Annotated in this window: 14 protein-coding genes and 1 pseudogene; 10 read left to right on the top strand and 5 right to left on the bottom strand. The window is 70.0% G+C overall.

Annotation, left to right across the window (positions count from 1 at the left end; all coding sequences use genetic code 11):
* Positions 1-3: 3 nt before the first annotated feature.
* Positions 4-1,176: a ribonuclease D gene (gene rnd, locus AB6A66_RS00710; protein WP_371054385.1), complete on the top strand. Its 1,173-nt coding sequence runs from the start codon at positions 4-6 to the stop codon at positions 1,174-1,176.
* Positions 1,177-1,185: 9 nt separating this feature from the next.
* On the opposite strand, the gene AB6A66_RS00705 is transcribed toward rnd, so the two are convergent.
* Entirely contained in the window at positions 1,186-1,680 is a 495-nt protein-coding gene (locus AB6A66_RS00705; protein ID WP_371054384.1) for a hypothetical protein, read from the bottom strand.
* Positions 1,681-1,814: 134 nt separating this feature from the next.
* Here AB6A66_RS00705 and AB6A66_RS00700 point away from each other — a divergent pair, with 134 nt between their 5' ends.
* Positions 1,815-2,222 carry a SufE family protein gene (locus AB6A66_RS00700; protein WP_371054383.1) on the top strand — a complete coding sequence of 136 codons (408 nt, stop codon included), beginning with the start codon at positions 1,815-1,817 and terminating at the stop codon, positions 2,220-2,222.
* A 99-nt stretch (positions 2,223-2,321) separates the two neighbouring features.
* On the opposite strand, the gene AB6A66_RS00695 is transcribed toward AB6A66_RS00700, so the two are convergent.
* Both AB6A66_RS00695 and AB6A66_RS00690 read right to left on the bottom strand, forming a co-directional pair.
* Complete coding sequence (locus AB6A66_RS00695) at positions 2,322-2,993, bottom strand: DUF1638 domain-containing protein (RefSeq protein ID WP_371054382.1); 672 nt, start codon at positions 2,991-2,993, stop codon at positions 2,322-2,324.
* A 122-nt stretch (positions 2,994-3,115) separates the two neighbouring features.
* The gene (locus AB6A66_RS00690; RefSeq protein WP_371054381.1) at positions 3,116-3,823 is read right to left on the bottom strand and encodes a corrinoid protein; all 708 of its coding nucleotides are present in this window, start codon (positions 3,821-3,823) and stop codon (positions 3,116-3,118) included.
* Positions 3,824-4,017: 194 nt separating this feature from the next.
* Here AB6A66_RS00690 and AB6A66_RS00685 point away from each other — a divergent pair.
* Positions 4,018-5,109, top strand: a pseudogene (locus tag AB6A66_RS00685) (PA0069 family radical SAM protein).
* Positions 5,110-5,151: 42 nt separating this feature from the next.
* On the opposite strand, the gene bmt reads toward AB6A66_RS00685, so the two are convergent.
* Positions 5,152-6,168, bottom strand: coding sequence for a betaine--homocysteine S-methyltransferase (gene bmt, locus AB6A66_RS00680; RefSeq protein WP_371037689.1), 1,017 nt, complete (start codon positions 6,166-6,168; stop codon positions 5,152-5,154).
* Positions 6,169-6,268: 100 nt separating this feature from the next.
* Complete coding sequence (locus tag AB6A66_RS00675; RefSeq protein ID WP_371037688.1) at positions 6,269-6,583, bottom strand: DUF1476 domain-containing protein; 315 nt, start codon at positions 6,581-6,583, stop codon at positions 6,269-6,271.
* 156 nt (positions 6,584-6,739) lie between these two features.
* Here AB6A66_RS00675 and purC point away from each other — a divergent pair, with 156 nt between their 5' ends.
* From purC to AB6A66_RS00640, 7 genes are all read left to right on the top strand, one after another.
* Positions 6,740-7,501: a phosphoribosylaminoimidazolesuccinocarboxamide synthase gene (gene purC, locus AB6A66_RS00670; protein ID WP_371037687.1), complete on the top strand. Its 762-nt coding sequence runs from the start codon at positions 6,740-6,742 to the stop codon at positions 7,499-7,501.
* A 174-nt stretch (positions 7,502-7,675) separates the two neighbouring features.
* The gene (gene purS, locus AB6A66_RS00665) at positions 7,676-7,906 is read left to right on the top strand and encodes a phosphoribosylformylglycinamidine synthase subunit PurS (protein ID WP_371037686.1); all 231 of its coding nucleotides are present in this window, start codon (positions 7,676-7,678) and stop codon (positions 7,904-7,906) included.
* Positions 7,906-8,949 (top strand): alcohol dehydrogenase catalytic domain-containing protein, encoded by a 1,044-nt coding sequence (locus tag AB6A66_RS00660; protein WP_371054380.1) that lies wholly within the window; start codon positions 7,906-7,908, stop codon positions 8,947-8,949. The genes purS and AB6A66_RS00660 overlap by 1 nt, the downstream gene beginning before the upstream one ends.
* 11 nt (positions 8,950-8,960) lie before the next feature.
* Positions 8,961-9,629, top strand: coding sequence for a phosphoribosylformylglycinamidine synthase subunit PurQ (purQ, locus tag AB6A66_RS00655; RefSeq protein ID WP_371054379.1), 669 nt, complete (start codon positions 8,961-8,963; stop codon positions 9,627-9,629).
* A gap of 36 nt (positions 9,630-9,665) precedes the next feature.
* Complete coding sequence (locus tag AB6A66_RS00650; protein ID WP_371037683.1) at positions 9,666-11,429, top strand: ATP-binding protein; 1,764 nt, start codon at positions 9,666-9,668, stop codon at positions 11,427-11,429.
* Positions 11,430-11,436: 7 nt separating this feature from the next.
* The gene (locus AB6A66_RS00645; RefSeq protein ID WP_371037682.1) at positions 11,437-12,771 is read left to right on the top strand and encodes a sigma-54-dependent transcriptional regulator; all 1,335 of its coding nucleotides are present in this window, start codon (positions 11,437-11,439) and stop codon (positions 12,769-12,771) included.
* A 420-nt stretch (positions 12,772-13,191) separates the two neighbouring features.
* Complete coding sequence (locus AB6A66_RS00640) at positions 13,192-15,828, top strand: ribonuclease E/G (protein WP_371054378.1); 2,637 nt, start codon at positions 13,192-13,194, stop codon at positions 15,826-15,828.
* The last annotated feature ends 3 nt before the right edge of the window (positions 15,829-15,831 follow it).

Here is a 15,831-nt window from a genome sequence, read left to right as displayed (position 1 = left end):
TTCATGCGCACACTGACCAACACCGAAGAGCTGACCGCCTTCTGCCGGGAGGCGATGACGCGCCCCTACGTGACCGTCGACACGGAGTTCCTGCGCGAGCGGACCTATTACTCGAAGCTTTGCCTCGTGCAGCTCGCCATACCCGGCGAGGACGACGCCGACGCCGACGCGGTGCTGGTGGATCCGATCGCGGGCGATCTGGAGCTCGCGCCGCTCTACGAGCTTTTCCGCCACGAGGGCACGGTGAAGGTCTTTCATGCCGCGCGGCAGGATCTGGAGATCTTCTACGTGGATGCGGGCGTGATCCCGAAGCCGCTCTTCGACACGCAGGTCGCCGCGATGGTCTGCGGCTTCGGCGAGCAGGTGGGCTACGAGACGCTGGTGCGCAAGATCGCAAAGGCGCCGCTCGACAAGTCCTCGCGCTTCACCGACTGGTCGCGCCGCCCGCTCACCGACGCGCAGAAAACCTACGCGCTGGCCGACGTGACCCATCTGCGCCGGATCTACGAGCATCTGGCGAGGCGACTGAAGGAGACCGGCCGCACCGGCTGGGTCGAGGAGGAGCTTTCGACGCTCACCGATCCGGCCACCTACGAGCTGCACCCCTCGGATGCGTGGAAGCGCATCAAGACGCGGAACGACTCGCCCCGCTTTCTTGCCGTGGTGCGCGAGCTTGCCCGCTTTCGCGAAGGCTACGCGCAATCGCGCGACATCCCGCGCTCGCGCGTCTTCAAGGACGACGCGCTGCTGGAGCTTGCCTCGACCAAGCCGCGCGACCAGCAGGAGCTGTCGCGCGCGCGCCTGCTCTTGCGCGAGGCGCGCAAGGGCGAGATCGCCGAGGGGATCCTGACGGCCGTCCGCGTGGGTCTGGAATGCCCCCAGCAGGATCTGCCGCAGCCCGAGCGCGGACGCGACAAGCTGCAGGCCAATCCGGCACTGGCCGATCTGCTTCGGGTGCTTCTGAAGGCCAAGACCGAGCAGGCGGGCGTCGCGTCGAAACTCATCGCCTCGGCCGCCGATCTCGACGCGCTCGCGGGCGGCGCGCGCGACGTGGCCGCGCTCAGGGGATGGCGGCGCGAGGTGTTCGGCGCCGACGCGCTGCGGCTTTGCGAGGGGGGCATCGCGCTGGCCGCGAAGGGGCGCAACGTGGCCGTGGTGGACCTGCCCGAGGGCTGAGCCGGTCCTTCAGCGCAGCGACTCGCGCGCGTTGCGCGCGCCCTGCACGCGGATCGTGCGCACGGTCTCGAGTTCTCCGTCCGAGAGGAACGTGGCCACCGTCACCTCGCGCGAGCGGGCCGGACCCACCGCGGTGCGGTAGGCGGGATAGATCACGTTGAAGCTGTAGGCACGCAGATCCGCGCGGTCGGGATCGCCGAGGGGCACGAGCCGCACCTCGTAGGGGCCCTGGCGCGCGGCGAGGCCGGTGGCCGTCACGATGGCGCCGCCCGGCATCGGCTCCACGCGAAGCTCGGTGATCTGGTCGATCGGCACGCCGCGATAGACGTCCTCGGGACGGGCGAAGGCGCGCCGCTGCGGGATCAGCGGGTTGGTGTCGCCCGCGGCCTCGACGGGGACGGAGCGGCCGAACCAGTTGAACGGGTTGAGGCGCGACTCGCGCACGGTCGCACAGCCCGCCAGGAGGGTCGCCGCCAGCACGAGCACGGTCACCGATCTGCGCATGGACACTGCCCCTTTTCCCGCCTTTCCCTCCGAGTAGCGCATCGTCGCGGGCTTGAAAAGCGGCAAGGCGGGGCTGGACCCGCCCGCCCGGCGCGCCTAGGTCACGAGTGACAGCACATGCAGGGGATCAGGCGATGGCGAGTGGGGCCTTCGAGGACATCGTGGCGGATTTCGAGTTCCTCGACGATTGGGAGGACCGGTATCGCTACGTGATCGAGCAGGGCAAGGCGATGGATCCGCTCGACCCGGCGCTCAAGGTGCCGGCCACCAAGGTCGACGGCTGCGCGAGCGAGGTCTGGCTGCATCCCAGGGCCGAGGAGGGCCGGTTCTATTTCGACGGCGACAGCGACGCGCTGATCGTGCGCGGGCTGATCGCGGTGCTGCGGCAACTCTACAACGGGTTGCCCGTGGACGAGGTGCCCGCCGTCGATGCGCGGGCGGAACTGGCGCGGCTGGAACTGAACGATCATCTTTCGGCGCAGCGCTCGAACGGGCTGCGCGCCATGATCGAGCGCATCCGCGAAAGCGCGGCCGGGATGTAAGGGGCACCGCGCACGGCAAAGCCCCGCGCAGTCCTGGAGCGTGCCGGGCTGCCGTGGGACTGTCGCGCGGCGCCGCAGCCGCCCCGGACGCGCCGCCCGTCAGCCCTGCCTCGCCCAGTGGGCGAGCGTTCCCTCGAGGTCGCCGTATCCCGTCAACCGGCGTTCGAACGGCAGCCCGAGCCGCACGGCGCAGTCGCGGGCGCGGTCGGTCAGTGCCGGATCGTCGGTCTGCGCCTGGTAGACGAGCTTTTCGTAATGGCCGAAATAGCTGTCGCGCAATTCCGGGTGGCGGTCGAGACCGAGCGGTTCCCAGACGAAGGCGTCGAACTGCCGGACGAGGAAATCGGTGAGATAGAAGGCGGCGAATTCCGTCTCGGCGCGGGTCGCGAAGGCGCGGTTGCCCTCGAAGAAGCTGTAGCAGTGCGGCCCCGCGACCATCTCCACGCCGAGCTCCTCGCAGACCGCCGCGAGATGGCCGCCGGTACCGCAATCGGCATAGACCACGCAGATCCGTGCGAAACCGTTCCCGTGGCGGGCGACCGCCTCGCGCACCGCCTCGGGGATGCGGTCGGGGTGATTGTGCAGGATCGCCGGCAGGCAGTGCAGCTCCAGGTGCTCCCAGCCATTCGCGGCCTTGAGGTCCAGGATCTCGCGCGCGAGGGCGCCGCAGGCGATCAGCAGCACCCGCCCCGCCCGCGCGGGCACGGTCCTCCGCCCCTCGCGGGTGAGCGTGGCGTCGTCAGGCAGGGTGGCGGGCGTCTCGGGCGTCATGGGCTGAACCTAGTCTGCCTGCCGGCCCGCGGGAAGGTGCCGCCCCGCCCCGCCAAGCCGCGCGGGCCAAGGCCGGCGCGCCCCTTGGGGGGCGCGCGCCGGCAGCGAAAGACAGGAGCGTATCAGGCGCCCGCGGTCATCTGGTTGTGCTTGCGCAGGACGAAGTCCTTGGCCGTCTCGACCGCCACGGCGGCGTCGCGGCAATAGGCATCCGCCCCGATCGCGCGGCCGAATTCCTCGTTCAGCGGCGCGCCGCCCACGAGCACGATGTAGTCGTCCCGGATGCCCTTCTCGACCATCGTGTCGATCACGACCTTCATGTAGGGCATGGTGGTCGTCAGCAGGGCCGACATGCCGAGGATGTCGGGCTGTTCGGCCTCCAGCGCCTCGAGGTAGTTCTCCACCGGGTTGTTGATCCCGAGATCCACAACCTCGAAGCCCGCTCCCTCCATCATCATGGAGACGAGGTTCTTGCCGATGTCGTGGATGTCGCCCTTCACTGTGCCGATCACCATCTTGCCCATGCGCGGCGCGCCGGTCTCGGCCAGCAGCGGCTTGAGGATCGCCATGCCGCCCTTCATCGCGTTCGCGGCCAGAAGCACCTCGGGCACGAAAAGGATGCCGTCGCGGAAGTCCTTGCCCACGATGGTCATGCCGGCCACGAGCGCCTCGGTCAGGATGCCATAGGGCTGCCAGCCACGCTCGAGCAGGATGTTCACGCTTTCCTCGATCTCGTCCTTGAGACCGTCGTAGAGGTCGTCGTGCATCTGCTGGACGAGTTCCTCGTCGTCGAGTTCGGACAGGATGATGTCTTCTTCTTCTTCGGCCATGTCGCGTTCCCCTGACGCCGCCGCAGTCTGGCGCGGCGGTATTGCTTCGTGCTGTTTGGTCAATTCGTCGCAGCCGCACTTGGCGGATTGCGACATGCGCCGCGCCTGCACCGACGCGGCCGCGCTTTGTGAGCGGCGCGGGCGCGCCCGCGCGCAGCGTTGCGAATGTTCTGCTTGTGTTCTACGCTCGCCCCATGGAGCGCGACGTGCCTCTCATCGATCCTGCCCGCCGCCCCGGCCGCGGCGCCGCGAGCTGCCGCGCGGGCCGCTTCGAGCGCCATGCGCGGGTCGCGGTGGAGGACGGCTGGGACATCGCCGAGGAGACGCCGGTCCTGCGCACGGTCGTGACCGAAGAGGCGACGCGGCGCGCGATCACGCGCAACGCCTCTCCCGACATCCCCTTCGACCGCTCGCTCAACCCCTATCGCGGCTGCGAACATGGCTGCGTCTACTGCTTCGCGCGGCCCACCCACGCCTATCTCGGCCTCTCGCCCGGGCTCGATTTCGAGACGCGGCTCGTGGCGCGGCCCGGTATCGCCGCGGCGCTGGAGCGTGAGCTTTCCCGCCCGTCCTACCGGCCCGCGACGATCGCCCTCGGCACCGCGACCGACCCCTACCAGCCCGTCGAGCGCGACCGCGGGCACACGCGCGCCTGCCTCGCGGTTCTGGACCGCTTCGCGCATCCGGTGGGTGTGGTGACGCGGGGCACGGTGGTGGAGCGCGACATCGACATCCTCGCGCGCCTCGCGGCGCGGGGGCTGGTGCGGGTGGGCATTTCGCTCACAACGCTCGATGCGGGCCTCGCCCGCCGGATGGAGCCGCGCGCGCCCGCGCCGGCGCGGCGCCTCGCCATGATCCGGCGCCTGTCCGAGGCGGGCGTCCCGGTGCGCGTCATGGTCTCGCCGGTCGTGCCCGGCCTCACCGACCCCTAGCTCGAGTCGATCCTCGCGGCCGCGCGGCAGGCGGGCGCCGTCGCGGCGAGCTGGGTCATGCTGCGCCTGCCCCGGGAGGTTTCCGAGCTCTGGCGGGACTGGCTGGCCGAGCACTACCCGGATCGCGCGGGGCGCGTGATGGCGCGGCTGCGGGAGATGCATGGCGGGCGCGACTACGCCTCCGACTGGGGCCGGCGCATGCGGGGCGAGGGGCCCTACGCCGCGCTCGTGGCGCAGCGCTTCGCGCTGGCCTCCCGGCGCGAGGGGCTGGCCGAGGCGCTGCCGGAGTTGCGCACCGATCTCTTCGCACCGCCGCCCGGATCGGGCGATCCGGCGCAGCCCTCGCTCTTCTGACAGGGCCGAGGGCGGGCCGGGCTCGATGCGCCGCGCGGCCATTCAGCCCCGGCGGCGGCGACGGCGGCGCGGTGCCGCGCCCTGCTCGGCCTCGCCGGTGCCGTCGCTTGCGGACGAGAAGTCGCCAAGCGCCGCGGTGATCTGCTCGAGCGTGGGCACGGGGCCTTTCGGGCGCGTCTCCAGCGCCTCGCGCATCCGTTCCAGATGCTCGGGCATGGTACCGCAGCAGCCGCCGATGATCCGCGCGCCCGCGTCGCGTGCGAGCACCGCGTAATCGGCCATCAGCGCCGGGGTGCCGTCGTAGTGGATGTGGCCGTCCACGTATTTCGGGATGCCGGCGTTGCCCTTGGCGATCACGGGCCGTTTCGGGCCGGCCTCCATGAAGCCCAGCACCGTGCGCATCAGGTCCGCCGCACCGGTCCCGCAATTCGCCCCGAAGGCGATGGGCGGGTTGGGCAGGCCCTCCACCAGCGCGACCATGTCCGGCGCGGTCACGCCCATCATCGTACGCCCCGCGGTGTCGAAGCTCATGGTCCCGCACCAGGGCATGTCCGCCTTCTGGAACGCCTCGGCGGCGGCGCGATACTCCTCCGGTGCGCTGATCGTCTCCAGCCAGAGCACGTCCGCGCCGCCGGCCTTCAGCCCCTCGGCCTGCTCGTGGAACATTTCCACCGCGTCGGCGTGGGTGAGCGTGCCGACGGGCTCCATGATGTCGCCCGTGGGCCCGACCGAGCCCGCGACCACGACCGGCCGCCCGGCCTTGTCGGCGATCTCGCGGCCGATCTCGGCGGCGGCCCTGTTCAACTCGAACACGCGGTCCTGCGCGGAATGCAGCTTCAGCCGCGAGGCGTTGCCGCCGAAGGAGTTCGTGAGGAAGAGATCGCTGCCCGCCTCGACGGCGCCGGAGTAGAGCGCGCGGATCCGGTCTGGATGGTCCACGTTCCAAAGCTCGGGCGCGTCGCCGGATTGCAGCCCCATGTTGAAAAGGGTCGTGCCGGTCGCGCCGTCGGCCAGCAGCCACGGGCGCGCGTCGAGCAGGCGGGAGAGAGCGTCGGTCATGCGGATCGTTCCATGCGAATGGCCCGGCCTTCCTGTCACGGAAGCGCCGGGCCGGGCAAACGCAAACGGCTCATGTTAAGCATGAGCCGGGCGCGCGGTGTCAGTGTTCCTCGAGAAGCTGCGCCTTCGCCTCGGCGAGCAGTTCGGCCATCTTGGCGCGCACCTCTTCGGGCGTGGCCTTGTCGCCGAGATCCCCGGCGACCTTGCGGACCACGTCCTCGTGGCCCGCCTCCTCGAAGTCGGCCTTGATGACCTCCTTGGCGTAGTCCGCTGCCTCCTCGGGCGACTTGCCCAGAAGCTCCGCGGCCCAGTAGGCGAGCAGCTTGTTGCGCCGCGCCTCGGCCTTGAACTGCATTTCGGCGTCGTGAGCGAACTTGTTCTCGAAGGCGCGTTCGCGATCGTTGAAGGTGGTCATGGTTCGGGATTCCCTTGGCTGTCCGGGGCTCGGTCAAGATATGCCTGCCCGGGGCTTCGCCCGCAAGGGTCGCGCGGCTTGCGGGCGGGGGCCCCATGCACTAAGAGAGCACATCGGCGCCGGAACGCATTTTCGGCGCAACCTGCAAGGATTACCATGGCGCGGCGCAAGAAGATCTACGAGGGCAAGGCGAAGATCCTCTACGAAGGCCCCGAGCCCGGAACGCTCGTCCAGTATTTCAAGGACGACGCGACCGCCTTCAACGCCGAGAAGCACGAGGTGATCGAGGGCAAGGGGGTTCTCAACAACCGCCTGTCCGAGTTCTTCATGACGGGGCTGAACAACGTCGGCGTGCCAACCCATTTCATCCGGCGGCTCAACATGCGCGAGCAGCTCGTGAGGGCCTGCGAGATCATTCCCCTCGAGGTGGTGGTGCGCAACTTCGCCGCCGGCTCCATGTCGAAGCGGCTCGGCATCGAGGAGGGCACGCCGCTGCCGCAGCCCATCGTCGAATACTACTACAAGGACGACAAGCTGGGCGACCCGCTGGTGACGGAGGAACACATCCACGCCTTCGGATGGGCCTCGCAGCAGGACATGGACGACATCGTGCGGCTTGCGCTCCGGGTGAACGATTTCCTGTCGGGGGTGATGATGGCGGTCGGCATCCGGCTGGTGGACTTCAAGATCGAGATCGGGCGCGTCTACGAGGGCGATTACCAGCGCCTCATCGTGGCCGACGAGATCAGCCCCGACAGCTGCCGGCTGTGGGACATGGAAAGCGGCGAGAAGCTCGACAAGGACGTGTTCCGCCGTGATCTGGGGAACCTGTCGGACGCCTACACGGAAGTCGCCCGGCGGCTGGGCGTGATGCCCAGGCAGGGCGGGCAGATGACGAAACCGCACCTCATCAACTGACCCCGGCCCGGCGCGCATGTTCGGCCCTTCTCACCGCAAGGACCCGCTTCGGCAGAGATCCGGCGCGTGCAGCGTCGCCGCGGTGAGCGTCACCGGGGCGGGGGCCGGCGCGATCCGGGGGCGGCGGCACGACGGGCGCGACGGGCCCGGGGCGAACGAGACGGGAGAGACGCGATGAAGGCACGGGTGCATGTCATGCTCAAGGAGGGCGTGCTCGACCCCCAGGGAGAGGCGGTGCGCCATGCGCTGGGCAGCCTCGGCTTCGAGGGCGTGACGGGCGTGCGCCAGGGCAAGGTGATCGAACTCGATCTCGCGCCCGGCACCGACCGCGAGACCGTCGAGCGGATGTGCGAGGCGCTGCTCGCCAACACCGTGATCGAACGCTACGACATCGAGATGGGCTGATGCGGGCGGCGCGGCTCACCGGCTGGCGCGCGCCTCTCGACATCGTCGCGGAGGCCGATCCGGCGCCGCCCCCGGGCGGCGTGGTGCTGCGCGTGCTTGCCTGCGGCGTCTGCCGGTCCGACTGGCATGTCTGGACGGGCGCCGACCCGGACGTCGCGCTGCCCCACATTCCCGGGCACGAATACTGCGGCGAGGTCGTCGCGGTGGGCGACGGCGTGACCCGCTGGCGCGAGGGCGATCGCGCGATCGCGCCCTTCATCCTGGCCTGCGGCGCCTGCCCGGCCTGCGCGGCGGGCCGCCAGACCACCTGTGCGCGCCAGGTCCTGCCGGGCTTCACCGTGCCGGGCGCCTTCGCCGAATATGTCGCCGTGGCCCATGCCGACGCCAACCTCACCGCGCTTCCGCCTGCCGTGGCCCCCGATCTCGCCGCGGGGCTCGGCTGCCGGGTCACCACCGCCTGGCAGGCGCTGACAGGCCGTGCCGCGCTCGGCCCCGGCGAATGGCTCGCCGTCTTCGGCGGCGGCGGGGTGGGTATCTCGGCCCTGCTTCTGGGCCGCGCCCTCGGCGCGCGGGTGATCGTGGTGGACGTGGTGCCCGAGAAGCTGGAATTCGCCCGCGCCCTCGGCGCCGAGGCGGTGGTCGACGCCCGCGAGACGGACGCGGCCCTGGCCGTGCGCGAGATCACGGGCGGCGGCGCGGATCTCGCCGTCGAGGCGCTCGGGATCGAGGAAACCACGGCAAGCGCCTTGAAGAGCCTGGGCAAGATGGGGCGGATGGTGCTGGTCGGAATGCCCGCCGGCGCCAACGTCGCCATGACGCTGCCGATGGACGCGGTCTATTCCGGGCAGCTTGCGATTTACGGCACGCGGGGGATGCCGGCGTGGCGCTACCCGTCGCTTCTGAGCCTCGTCGAGGCGGGGCGCGTCGATCTTTCGGCCCTCGTCACGCGGCACATCGCGCTGTCCTCCGTCACCGAGGAACTTGCCGCCTTCGACCGGCCCGCGCCGCCGGGGGTCGCGGTCATCACCGATTTCGCCAGCTGAGGAACCACGCCATGCGCGCCGCCGTCATCGTCTTTCCCGGATCCAACTGCGACCGCGACCTCGCCGTGGCGCTCGCCGCCGGCGGCGCGCAGGTGAGCATGGTCTGGCACAAGGAAACCGAACTGCCGCAGGGGATCGACCTCGTGGCGCTGCCCGGCGGCTTTTCCTTCGGCGATTACCTGCGCTGCGGCGCCATCGCCGCCAACGCGCCGATCTGCCGGGCCGTGGTCGAGCATGCGGGGCGGGGCGGCTACGCGCTGGGCATCTGCAACGGCTTCCAGGTGCTGACCGAGACCGGGCTTCTGCCCGGCGCGCTCATGCGGAACGCGGGCCTGAAGTTCGTCTGCCGGCCGGAGCGGCTTTGCGTCGCCACGACCGAGAGCGATTTCACCCGCGACTACGCCGCGGGGCAGGAGATCGTCGTGCCGGTGGCCCACCACGACGGCAACTACACCGCCGACGCGGCCAAGCTCGACAGGCTTGCGGGGGAGGATCGCATCGCCTTCACCTATCTCGACGACCCCAACGGTTCCGCGCGCGGCATCGCGGGCATCCTGTCGGAGAACCGCCGCGTGATGGGCATGATGCCGCATCCCGAACGCGCCGTGGACCCGGCCCATGGCGGCACCGACGGGCGGGCGCTCTTCGCGTCGCTCGTGGGCGCGCTCGCGGCGGCCTGACTTGAGTGGCCGGGCCCCGCCCCGTAATCTCGGCCCATGACGAAGCTCGTGCCCATGACGTCGCTCGGTCGCCGGACCGGGCCCATCGGGTGGAAGGTGCGCCTGGCGCTTCTTCTGCTGCTCGGCCTGGCGGCGATCACCGTCTGGCTGACCAACCACCTGCTCACCGAGCGGTTCACCGAGACGACGCGCAACCGTGCCGAACTGCGGCTCGCGCTCTACTCGGGCAACCTTCTGTCGGAGCTTCGGCGCAACGCCATCGTCCCGCAGCTTCTCGCGCGGGATCCCGCGCTCATCAACGCGCTGAGTTCGAGCGATTACAGTCAGTCCACCCAGCGGCTCATCGGCTTCGTCGACGAGATCGGCGCGGCCTCGCTCACCCTGCTGGACCGCGACGGGCGGACGGTGGCAGCGACGGACCGCAACCAGCTGGGCGCGACGCATCGCTCGGAGCCCTATTTCGTGGAGGCGCTGCGCGCGTCCGGCACGGTCTTCACCACCTTGCCGCGCGAGGCGGGCGGCTATCGGTTCATGTACTCGCGCCGGGTGGAGGGGCAGGGCGGCGTGCTCGGCGTGATCGTGGTCGAGGTCGATCTCGCCAAGTTCGAGCGCGCCTGGGCCGGCATTTCGGACGCGGTTCTGGTCACCGACAGCGAGGGCAGCATCATCCTGTCGACCGAGCCGCGCTGGCGCGGGCTGACCGAGGACGCGGCGCTCGAGCGCGAGCCCCCCGACAGCGCGATCGAGCGCGCGATCCAGGCCACGGCCGACTGGACCGCGCTGCCCGCCGACGCCTACCTGGGCGGGCAGGCGGTGATGCGCACCGAGACACGCCTGCCGTTCCGCGGCTGGCGCATGGCCAGCTTCACCACCTACGCGTCGGTGCGCGAGCGGGTGAACGCCGTTCTCGCGCTGGAGATCATGGGCTTCGCGATCCTGCTGGCGCTGAGCTTCTACTTCCTGTCGCGCAAGACCGCGCTCCGCATGGCGCTGTTCCAGCGTGAGTCGGCGGAACTTCGCGCGCTCAACCAGCGGCTTCAGCGGGAAATCGCCGAGCGCGAGCGCGTGCAGGAGACCCTCGCCGTGGCCGAGCAGACGCTGGCGCAGTCCTCCAAGCTCGCCGCGCTGGGGGAGATGTCGGCCGCGGTCAGCCACGAGCTCAACCAGCCGCTCGCCGCGATGAAGACCTATCTCGCCGGCGCGCGGCTTCTGCTGCGGCGCAACCGGCCCGACGAGGCGGTGGCCGCCTTTCACCGCATCGACGACCTGATCGAGCGGATGGGCGCGATCACGCGGCAGCTGAAATCCTATGCCCGCAAGGGGGACCAGGGTCTCGCACCGGTCGATCTCGGCGAGGCGCTGGCCTCGGTCCTGTCGATGATGGAGCCGCAGTTGAGGCAGGGCAATATCCGCATCAACCGGGTCCTGCCGCGCCAGCCGGTCATCGTCATGGGGGACCGGGTGCGGATCGAGCAGGTGATGGTCAACCTCATGCGCAACGCCATCGACGCCACCCGCGGGGAGGCGGCGCCCGAGATCGACATCATCCTCGCCAGCGGCGAGACCGCGGTGTTCACCGTGCGCGACAACGGGCCGGGCATCGAGGATCTCGACGCGCTCTTCGAACCCTTCTACACGACGAAGCAGCCCGGCGAGGGCGTCGGGCTGGGGCTTGCCATTTCCTCCGGCATCGTCGCCGATCTCGGCGGCAGGCTGACCGCGCGCAACGCCGAGGCGGGCGGCGCCGTGTTCGAGATGCAGTTGCCGGTCCTGACCGAAGAACCAAGAGCCGCGGAGTGAGCGTGCCATGACCAAGGCGATGAAGATCGCGATCATCGACGACGAGCGGGACATGCGCCAGTCGATCAGCCAGTGGCTTGCGCTGTCGGGCTACGACACGGAGACCTTCGCAGGGGCCGAGGAGGCGCTGAAGGCGCTCGGCCCGGACTATCCCGGCATCGTCATCACCGACATCAAGATGCCCGGCATGGACGGCATGCAGTTCCTGCGAAAGCTGATGGGTGCCGACAGCGCGCTGCCGGTCATCATGATCACCGGCCACGGCGACGTGCCGATGGCGGTGGAGGCGATGCGCCTCGGCGCGTTCGACTTCCTCGAAAAGCCCTTCAACCCCGATCGGATGACCGAGCTGGCGAAGCGCGCGTCGAACGCGCGCCGGCTGACGCTGGACGCGCGCGCGCTGCGCCGCGAGCTTGCCGATGGCGGGCAGATCATGAAGAAGCTCATCGGCTCCAGCCCGGCGATGGAGCGCCTGCGCGAGGATATCCTCGATCTCGGGCAGGCCGACGGGCATGTCCTGATCGACGGCGAGACCGGGACCGGCAAGACGCTGGTGGCGCACGCGCTTCATGCCGTGGGCTCGCGGGCGGGAAAGAAATTCGTGCTGGTGCCCTGCGCGGCCTTCGAGGAAAGCGCGCTGATCCGGCGTCTCTTCGGCCCGATGCTGCCCGAGGACGGGCGGCTGCCGGCCTTCGAGGAGGCGCGCGGCGGCACGCTGGTGCTGGAGGATATCGAGACGCTGACCGAGGCCGCGCAGGCGCGGCTTCTGTCGGCGATCAACGACCAGGGCCAGCCCGCCGAGACGCGGATCGTGGCGATCTCGAACCTGCAGGACGAGGGGCGCACCTGCGAGGACGCGCTGCGGCCCGACCTCTATTACCGGCTGGCCGCGCTCAAGATCACCGTGCCGCCGCTGCGCGCGCGGGGCGAGGATATCCTGACGCTCTTCACCCGGCTCATCGAGCAGTTCGCGGAGGAATACGGCTGCGAGGTGCCCGAGGTCTCCGCGCAGGAGGCCGCGCAGCTTCTTCAGGCGCCCTGGCCGGGGAACGTGCGCCAGCTCATCAACCTCGCCGAGCGCGCGGTGCTGCAGGCGCGGCGGGGCCAGGGCTCCATCGCGTCGCTCCTGATGAACGACCACGAGGACATGCAGCCGGTTATGACGACCGAGGGCAAGCCGCTCAAGGAATACGTGGAGGCCTTCGAGCGCATGCTCATCGACAACACGATGCGCCGGCACAAGGGCTCCATCGCGGCGGTGATGGAGGAACTGTCGCTGCCGCGGCGCACGCTCAACGAGAAGATGGCGAAATACGGGCTTCAGCGGGCGGATTACCTGTGAAAGGCCGCGCCGGCCGGCCCGGCGCGCCGCGCCCGCGCGTTTTCTCCATTGTCATTGCCGGCGCACTCCTCTTATGGTGTCAGGCAGGCCGCATCATGCAGTTTTGCGGCGGCCGCCAGACGTTTTGCTGTTTCTGACAGTCGCGGGCCATCCGGCCCGGCGCTCCGGAGCAGACCGACCGGCCCCTCGGGCCAGCACAGGATTGCCCGCGCCGCGCTTGACGCGCCGGGCTTTGAACGGATGTCCCCGAGCGGGATGTCGGAGAAGAAACGCGATGACGCGCGCGCGACAGGCACATCATGAGAGCGAAGCCCCCGGGGCTTGCTCCGTCAGCGCGGCGATCATCGCCCAGACCAGACACGGCCGCCGCTCACGCCGCTCCTTGCAGGGGGGCGTGCCGGCTGCGTGCAGACGGATAACATGGCAAACAAGATGCTTATCGACGCCACCCACGCGGAAGAGACCCGCGTCGTGGTGGTGGACGGAAACAAGGTCGAGGAATTCGACTTCGAGTCGGAGAACAAGCGCCAGCTAGCGGGCAACATCTACCTTGCGAAGGTGACGCGGGTCGAACCGTCGCTTCAGGCGGCATTCGTGGACTACGGCGGCAATCGCCACGGGTTCCTGGCCTTCTCGGAAATCCACCCCGACTACTACCAGATCCCCGTCGCGGACCGCGAGGCGCTGATGGAGGAGGAGCGCGCCTACGCCGAGGCGATGCGCGCCGAGGCCGAGGCCGAGGAGGACAAGCCCAAGCCGACGCGCCGCCGTCGCGGCGCGCGGCCCGCCAAGACCGAGGCCGAGGACGCCGTGATCGCCTCCGAACCGGTCGAGACGCAAGCCGGCGAGGCGTCGGCCGCAACGGAGGAGGCGGACGAAGAGGGCCGCTCTCCGATGGAGCGCGTGGAGGACACGCCCGTCGAGGAACCGGAAAACGGTGACAACGGTCACGCCGCTGCGGACGGGGACGAGGACGACGAGCCCTTCGTCGCCGCCGATCACGCCGCGGAACGCGACGACAGCATCGAGGCGGTGTCCGACGACGACGACCAGGAGGACATCCGCCCGCCGCGCAAGCCGCGCCCGCGGAAATACAAGATCCAGGAAGTGATCAAGGTCCGGCAGATCATGCTGGTCCAGGTCGTCAAGGAAGAGCGCGGCAACAAGGGCGCGGCACTGACCACCTATCTCAGCCTGGCGGGGCGCTATTGCGTGCTCATGCCGAACACCGCCCGCGGCGGCGGCATCAGCCGCAAGATCACCAACGTGGCCGATCGCAAGAAGCTCAAGGAGATCGCCTCGGGGATCGAGCTTCCGGCCGGGGCGGGGCTCATCATCCGCACCGCGGGCGCGCAGCGCACCAAGACCGAGATCAAGCGCGATTACGAGTATCTGCAGCGCCTGTGGGAGCAGATCCGCGAGCTCACGCTCAAATCCATCGCCCCGGCGAAGATCTACGAGGAGGGCGACCTCATCAAGCGGTCGATCCGCGACCTCTACAACCGCGAGATCGACGAGGTCCTGGTCGAGGGCGAGGCGGGCTACCGCATCGCCAAGGGCTTCATGAAGATGATCATGCCGTCGCACGCCAAGAACGTGAAGCACTACCAGGATCCGCTTCCGCTCTTCGCGCGCTACCAGGTGGAAAGCTATCTCGCCTCGATGTTCAACCCGACCGTGCAGCTGCGCTCCGGCGGCTACATCGTGATCGGCGTGACCGAGGCGCTGGTCGCGATCGACGTGAACTCGGGCAAGGCGACCAAGGAAGGCTCGATCGAGGAGACCGCCCTCAAGACCAATCTCGAGGCGGCCGAGGAGATCGCCCGACAGTTGCGTCTGCGCGATCTCGCCGGGCTCATCGTCATCGACTTCATCGACATGGACGAGCGCAAGAACAACGCCGCCGTGGAGAAGAAGCTCAAGGAAAAGCTGAAGTCCGATCGCGCCCGCATCCAGGTCGGCCGCATCTCGGGCTTCGGTCTTCTGGAGATGAGCCGCCAGCGCCTGCGTCCCGGCATGCTGGAGGCCACGACGCAGCCGTGCCCGGCCTGCCACGGCACCGGCCTCATCCGGTCGGACGACAGCCTTGCGCTGTCGATCCTGCGCCAGATCGAGGAGGAGGGCGTGCGCGGCCGCTCGCGCGAGGTGGTGGTGAAATGCCCCGTCGGCATCGCCAATTTCCTGATGAACCACAAGCGCGAGCACGTCGCACAGATCGAGGCGCGCTACGGCCTGTCCGTCCGCGTCGAGGGCGACCCGATGCTGGTGAGCCCCGATTTCACGGTCGAGAAGCTCAAGACGGCGACCCGGTCGGTCCCCGAGGTCACGGCGCCGGTCGTGTCGGCCAACGCCTCGCTCATGGACACCATCGACGAGGAAGACGAGGCCGCTGCGGACAACCTGCCGCCCGAAGAGGCGCCAGCCCCGGCCGCGTCCGAGGAGAAGCCCAAGAAGAAGCGCCGCCGCCGGCGCAAGCGCAAATCGTCGAAATCGGGCGAGGGCGAGGCCCCGCAAGCCGGGGAACAGCCCGCGACCGAGCCTCGTGAAGAGGCCGCGGAGGAGCGCGCCGCAGGGGCGGGGGCCGGATCTGGCGCCGCGCCCGCGGCCGGGGAGGCCGCGGAGGAACCCGCCGCCGCGGAGGCGCCGGCCAAGCCCAGGCGCAAGCCCAGCACCCGCTCGCGCGGAAAGCCCAAGGCCCAGCCTGCGCAGGAGGAGCCCGCGGCCGCAGCCGCGGCGGAAGGAACGCCCGCAACCGAGGCGCCCGCGGCTGCGGCGGAAGAAACGCCCGCGCCCGCGCCCGTGGACGAGGCGCCCGCACCTGCCGAGGCGGAGGCGCCCGCGCCTGCGGCAGAAGATGCCGGTGAGCCCGCCCCGGCGGCCGCCGAGACGCCCGACCCCGCCGAAGAGGCGCCCGCGCCCGCCGCGGAGACGCCGGCCGAACCCGCGCCGAAGCCGGGCGAGGACGACAAGACGCCCGAACCCGTGGGCGCCGAGGAGACGACCGAGGAAGACCGGTCGAAGCCCCGGCGGCGCGGCTGGTGGTCGCTGGGGCGCTGAGCC

The sequence above is a fragment of the Rhodosalinus sp. K401 genome, from assembly GCF_041365735.1.
Classification (GTDB): Bacteria; Pseudomonadota; Alphaproteobacteria; order Rhodobacterales; family Rhodobacteraceae; genus Rhodosalinus.
Note: the sequence above shows the minus strand (reverse complement) of the source record. Positions and strands in the feature narration are given on the sequence as shown.

Coding starts and splice junctions, on each gene's coding strand:
- AB6A66_RS00675 (WP_371037688.1), bottom strand. CDS start 6,583: ATGACCACCTTCAACGATCGCGAACGCGCCTTCGAGAACAAGTTCGCT.
- AB6A66_RS00650 (WP_371037683.1), top strand. CDS start 9,666: ATGACGAAGCTCGTGCCCATGACGTCGCTCGGTCGCCGGACCGGGCCC.
- AB6A66_RS00700 (WP_371054383.1), top strand. CDS start 1,815: ATGGCGAGTGGGGCCTTCGAGGACATCGTGGCGGATTTCGAGTTCCTC.
- bmt (WP_371037689.1), bottom strand. CDS start 6,168: ATGACCGACGCTCTCTCCCGCCTGCTCGACGCGCGCCCGTGGCTGCTG.
- AB6A66_RS00645 (WP_371037682.1), top strand. CDS start 11,437: ATGACCAAGGCGATGAAGATCGCGATCATCGACGACGAGCGGGACATG.
- AB6A66_RS00690 (WP_371054381.1), bottom strand. CDS start 3,823: ATGGCCGAAGAAGAAGAAGACATCATCCTGTCCGAACTCGACGACGAG.
- rnd (WP_371054385.1), top strand. CDS start 4: ATGCGCACACTGACCAACACCGAAGAGCTGACCGCCTTCTGCCGGGAG.
- purC (WP_371037687.1), top strand. CDS start 6,740: ATGGCGCGGCGCAAGAAGATCTACGAGGGCAAGGCGAAGATCCTCTAC.
- AB6A66_RS00660 (WP_371054380.1), top strand. CDS start 7,906: ATGCGGGCGGCGCGGCTCACCGGCTGGCGCGCGCCTCTCGACATCGTC.
- purS (WP_371037686.1), top strand. CDS start 7,676: ATGAAGGCACGGGTGCATGTCATGCTCAAGGAGGGCGTGCTCGACCCC.
- AB6A66_RS00695 (WP_371054382.1), bottom strand. CDS start 2,993: ATGACGCCCGAGACGCCCGCCACCCTGCCTGACGACGCCACGCTCACC.
- AB6A66_RS00705 (WP_371054384.1), bottom strand. CDS start 1,680: ATGCGCAGATCGGTGACCGTGCTCGTGCTGGCGGCGACCCTCCTGGCG.
- AB6A66_RS00640 (WP_371054378.1), top strand. CDS start 13,192: ATGGCAAACAAGATGCTTATCGACGCCACCCACGCGGAAGAGACCCGC.
- purQ (WP_371054379.1), top strand. CDS start 8,961: ATGCGCGCCGCCGTCATCGTCTTTCCCGGATCCAACTGCGACCGCGAC.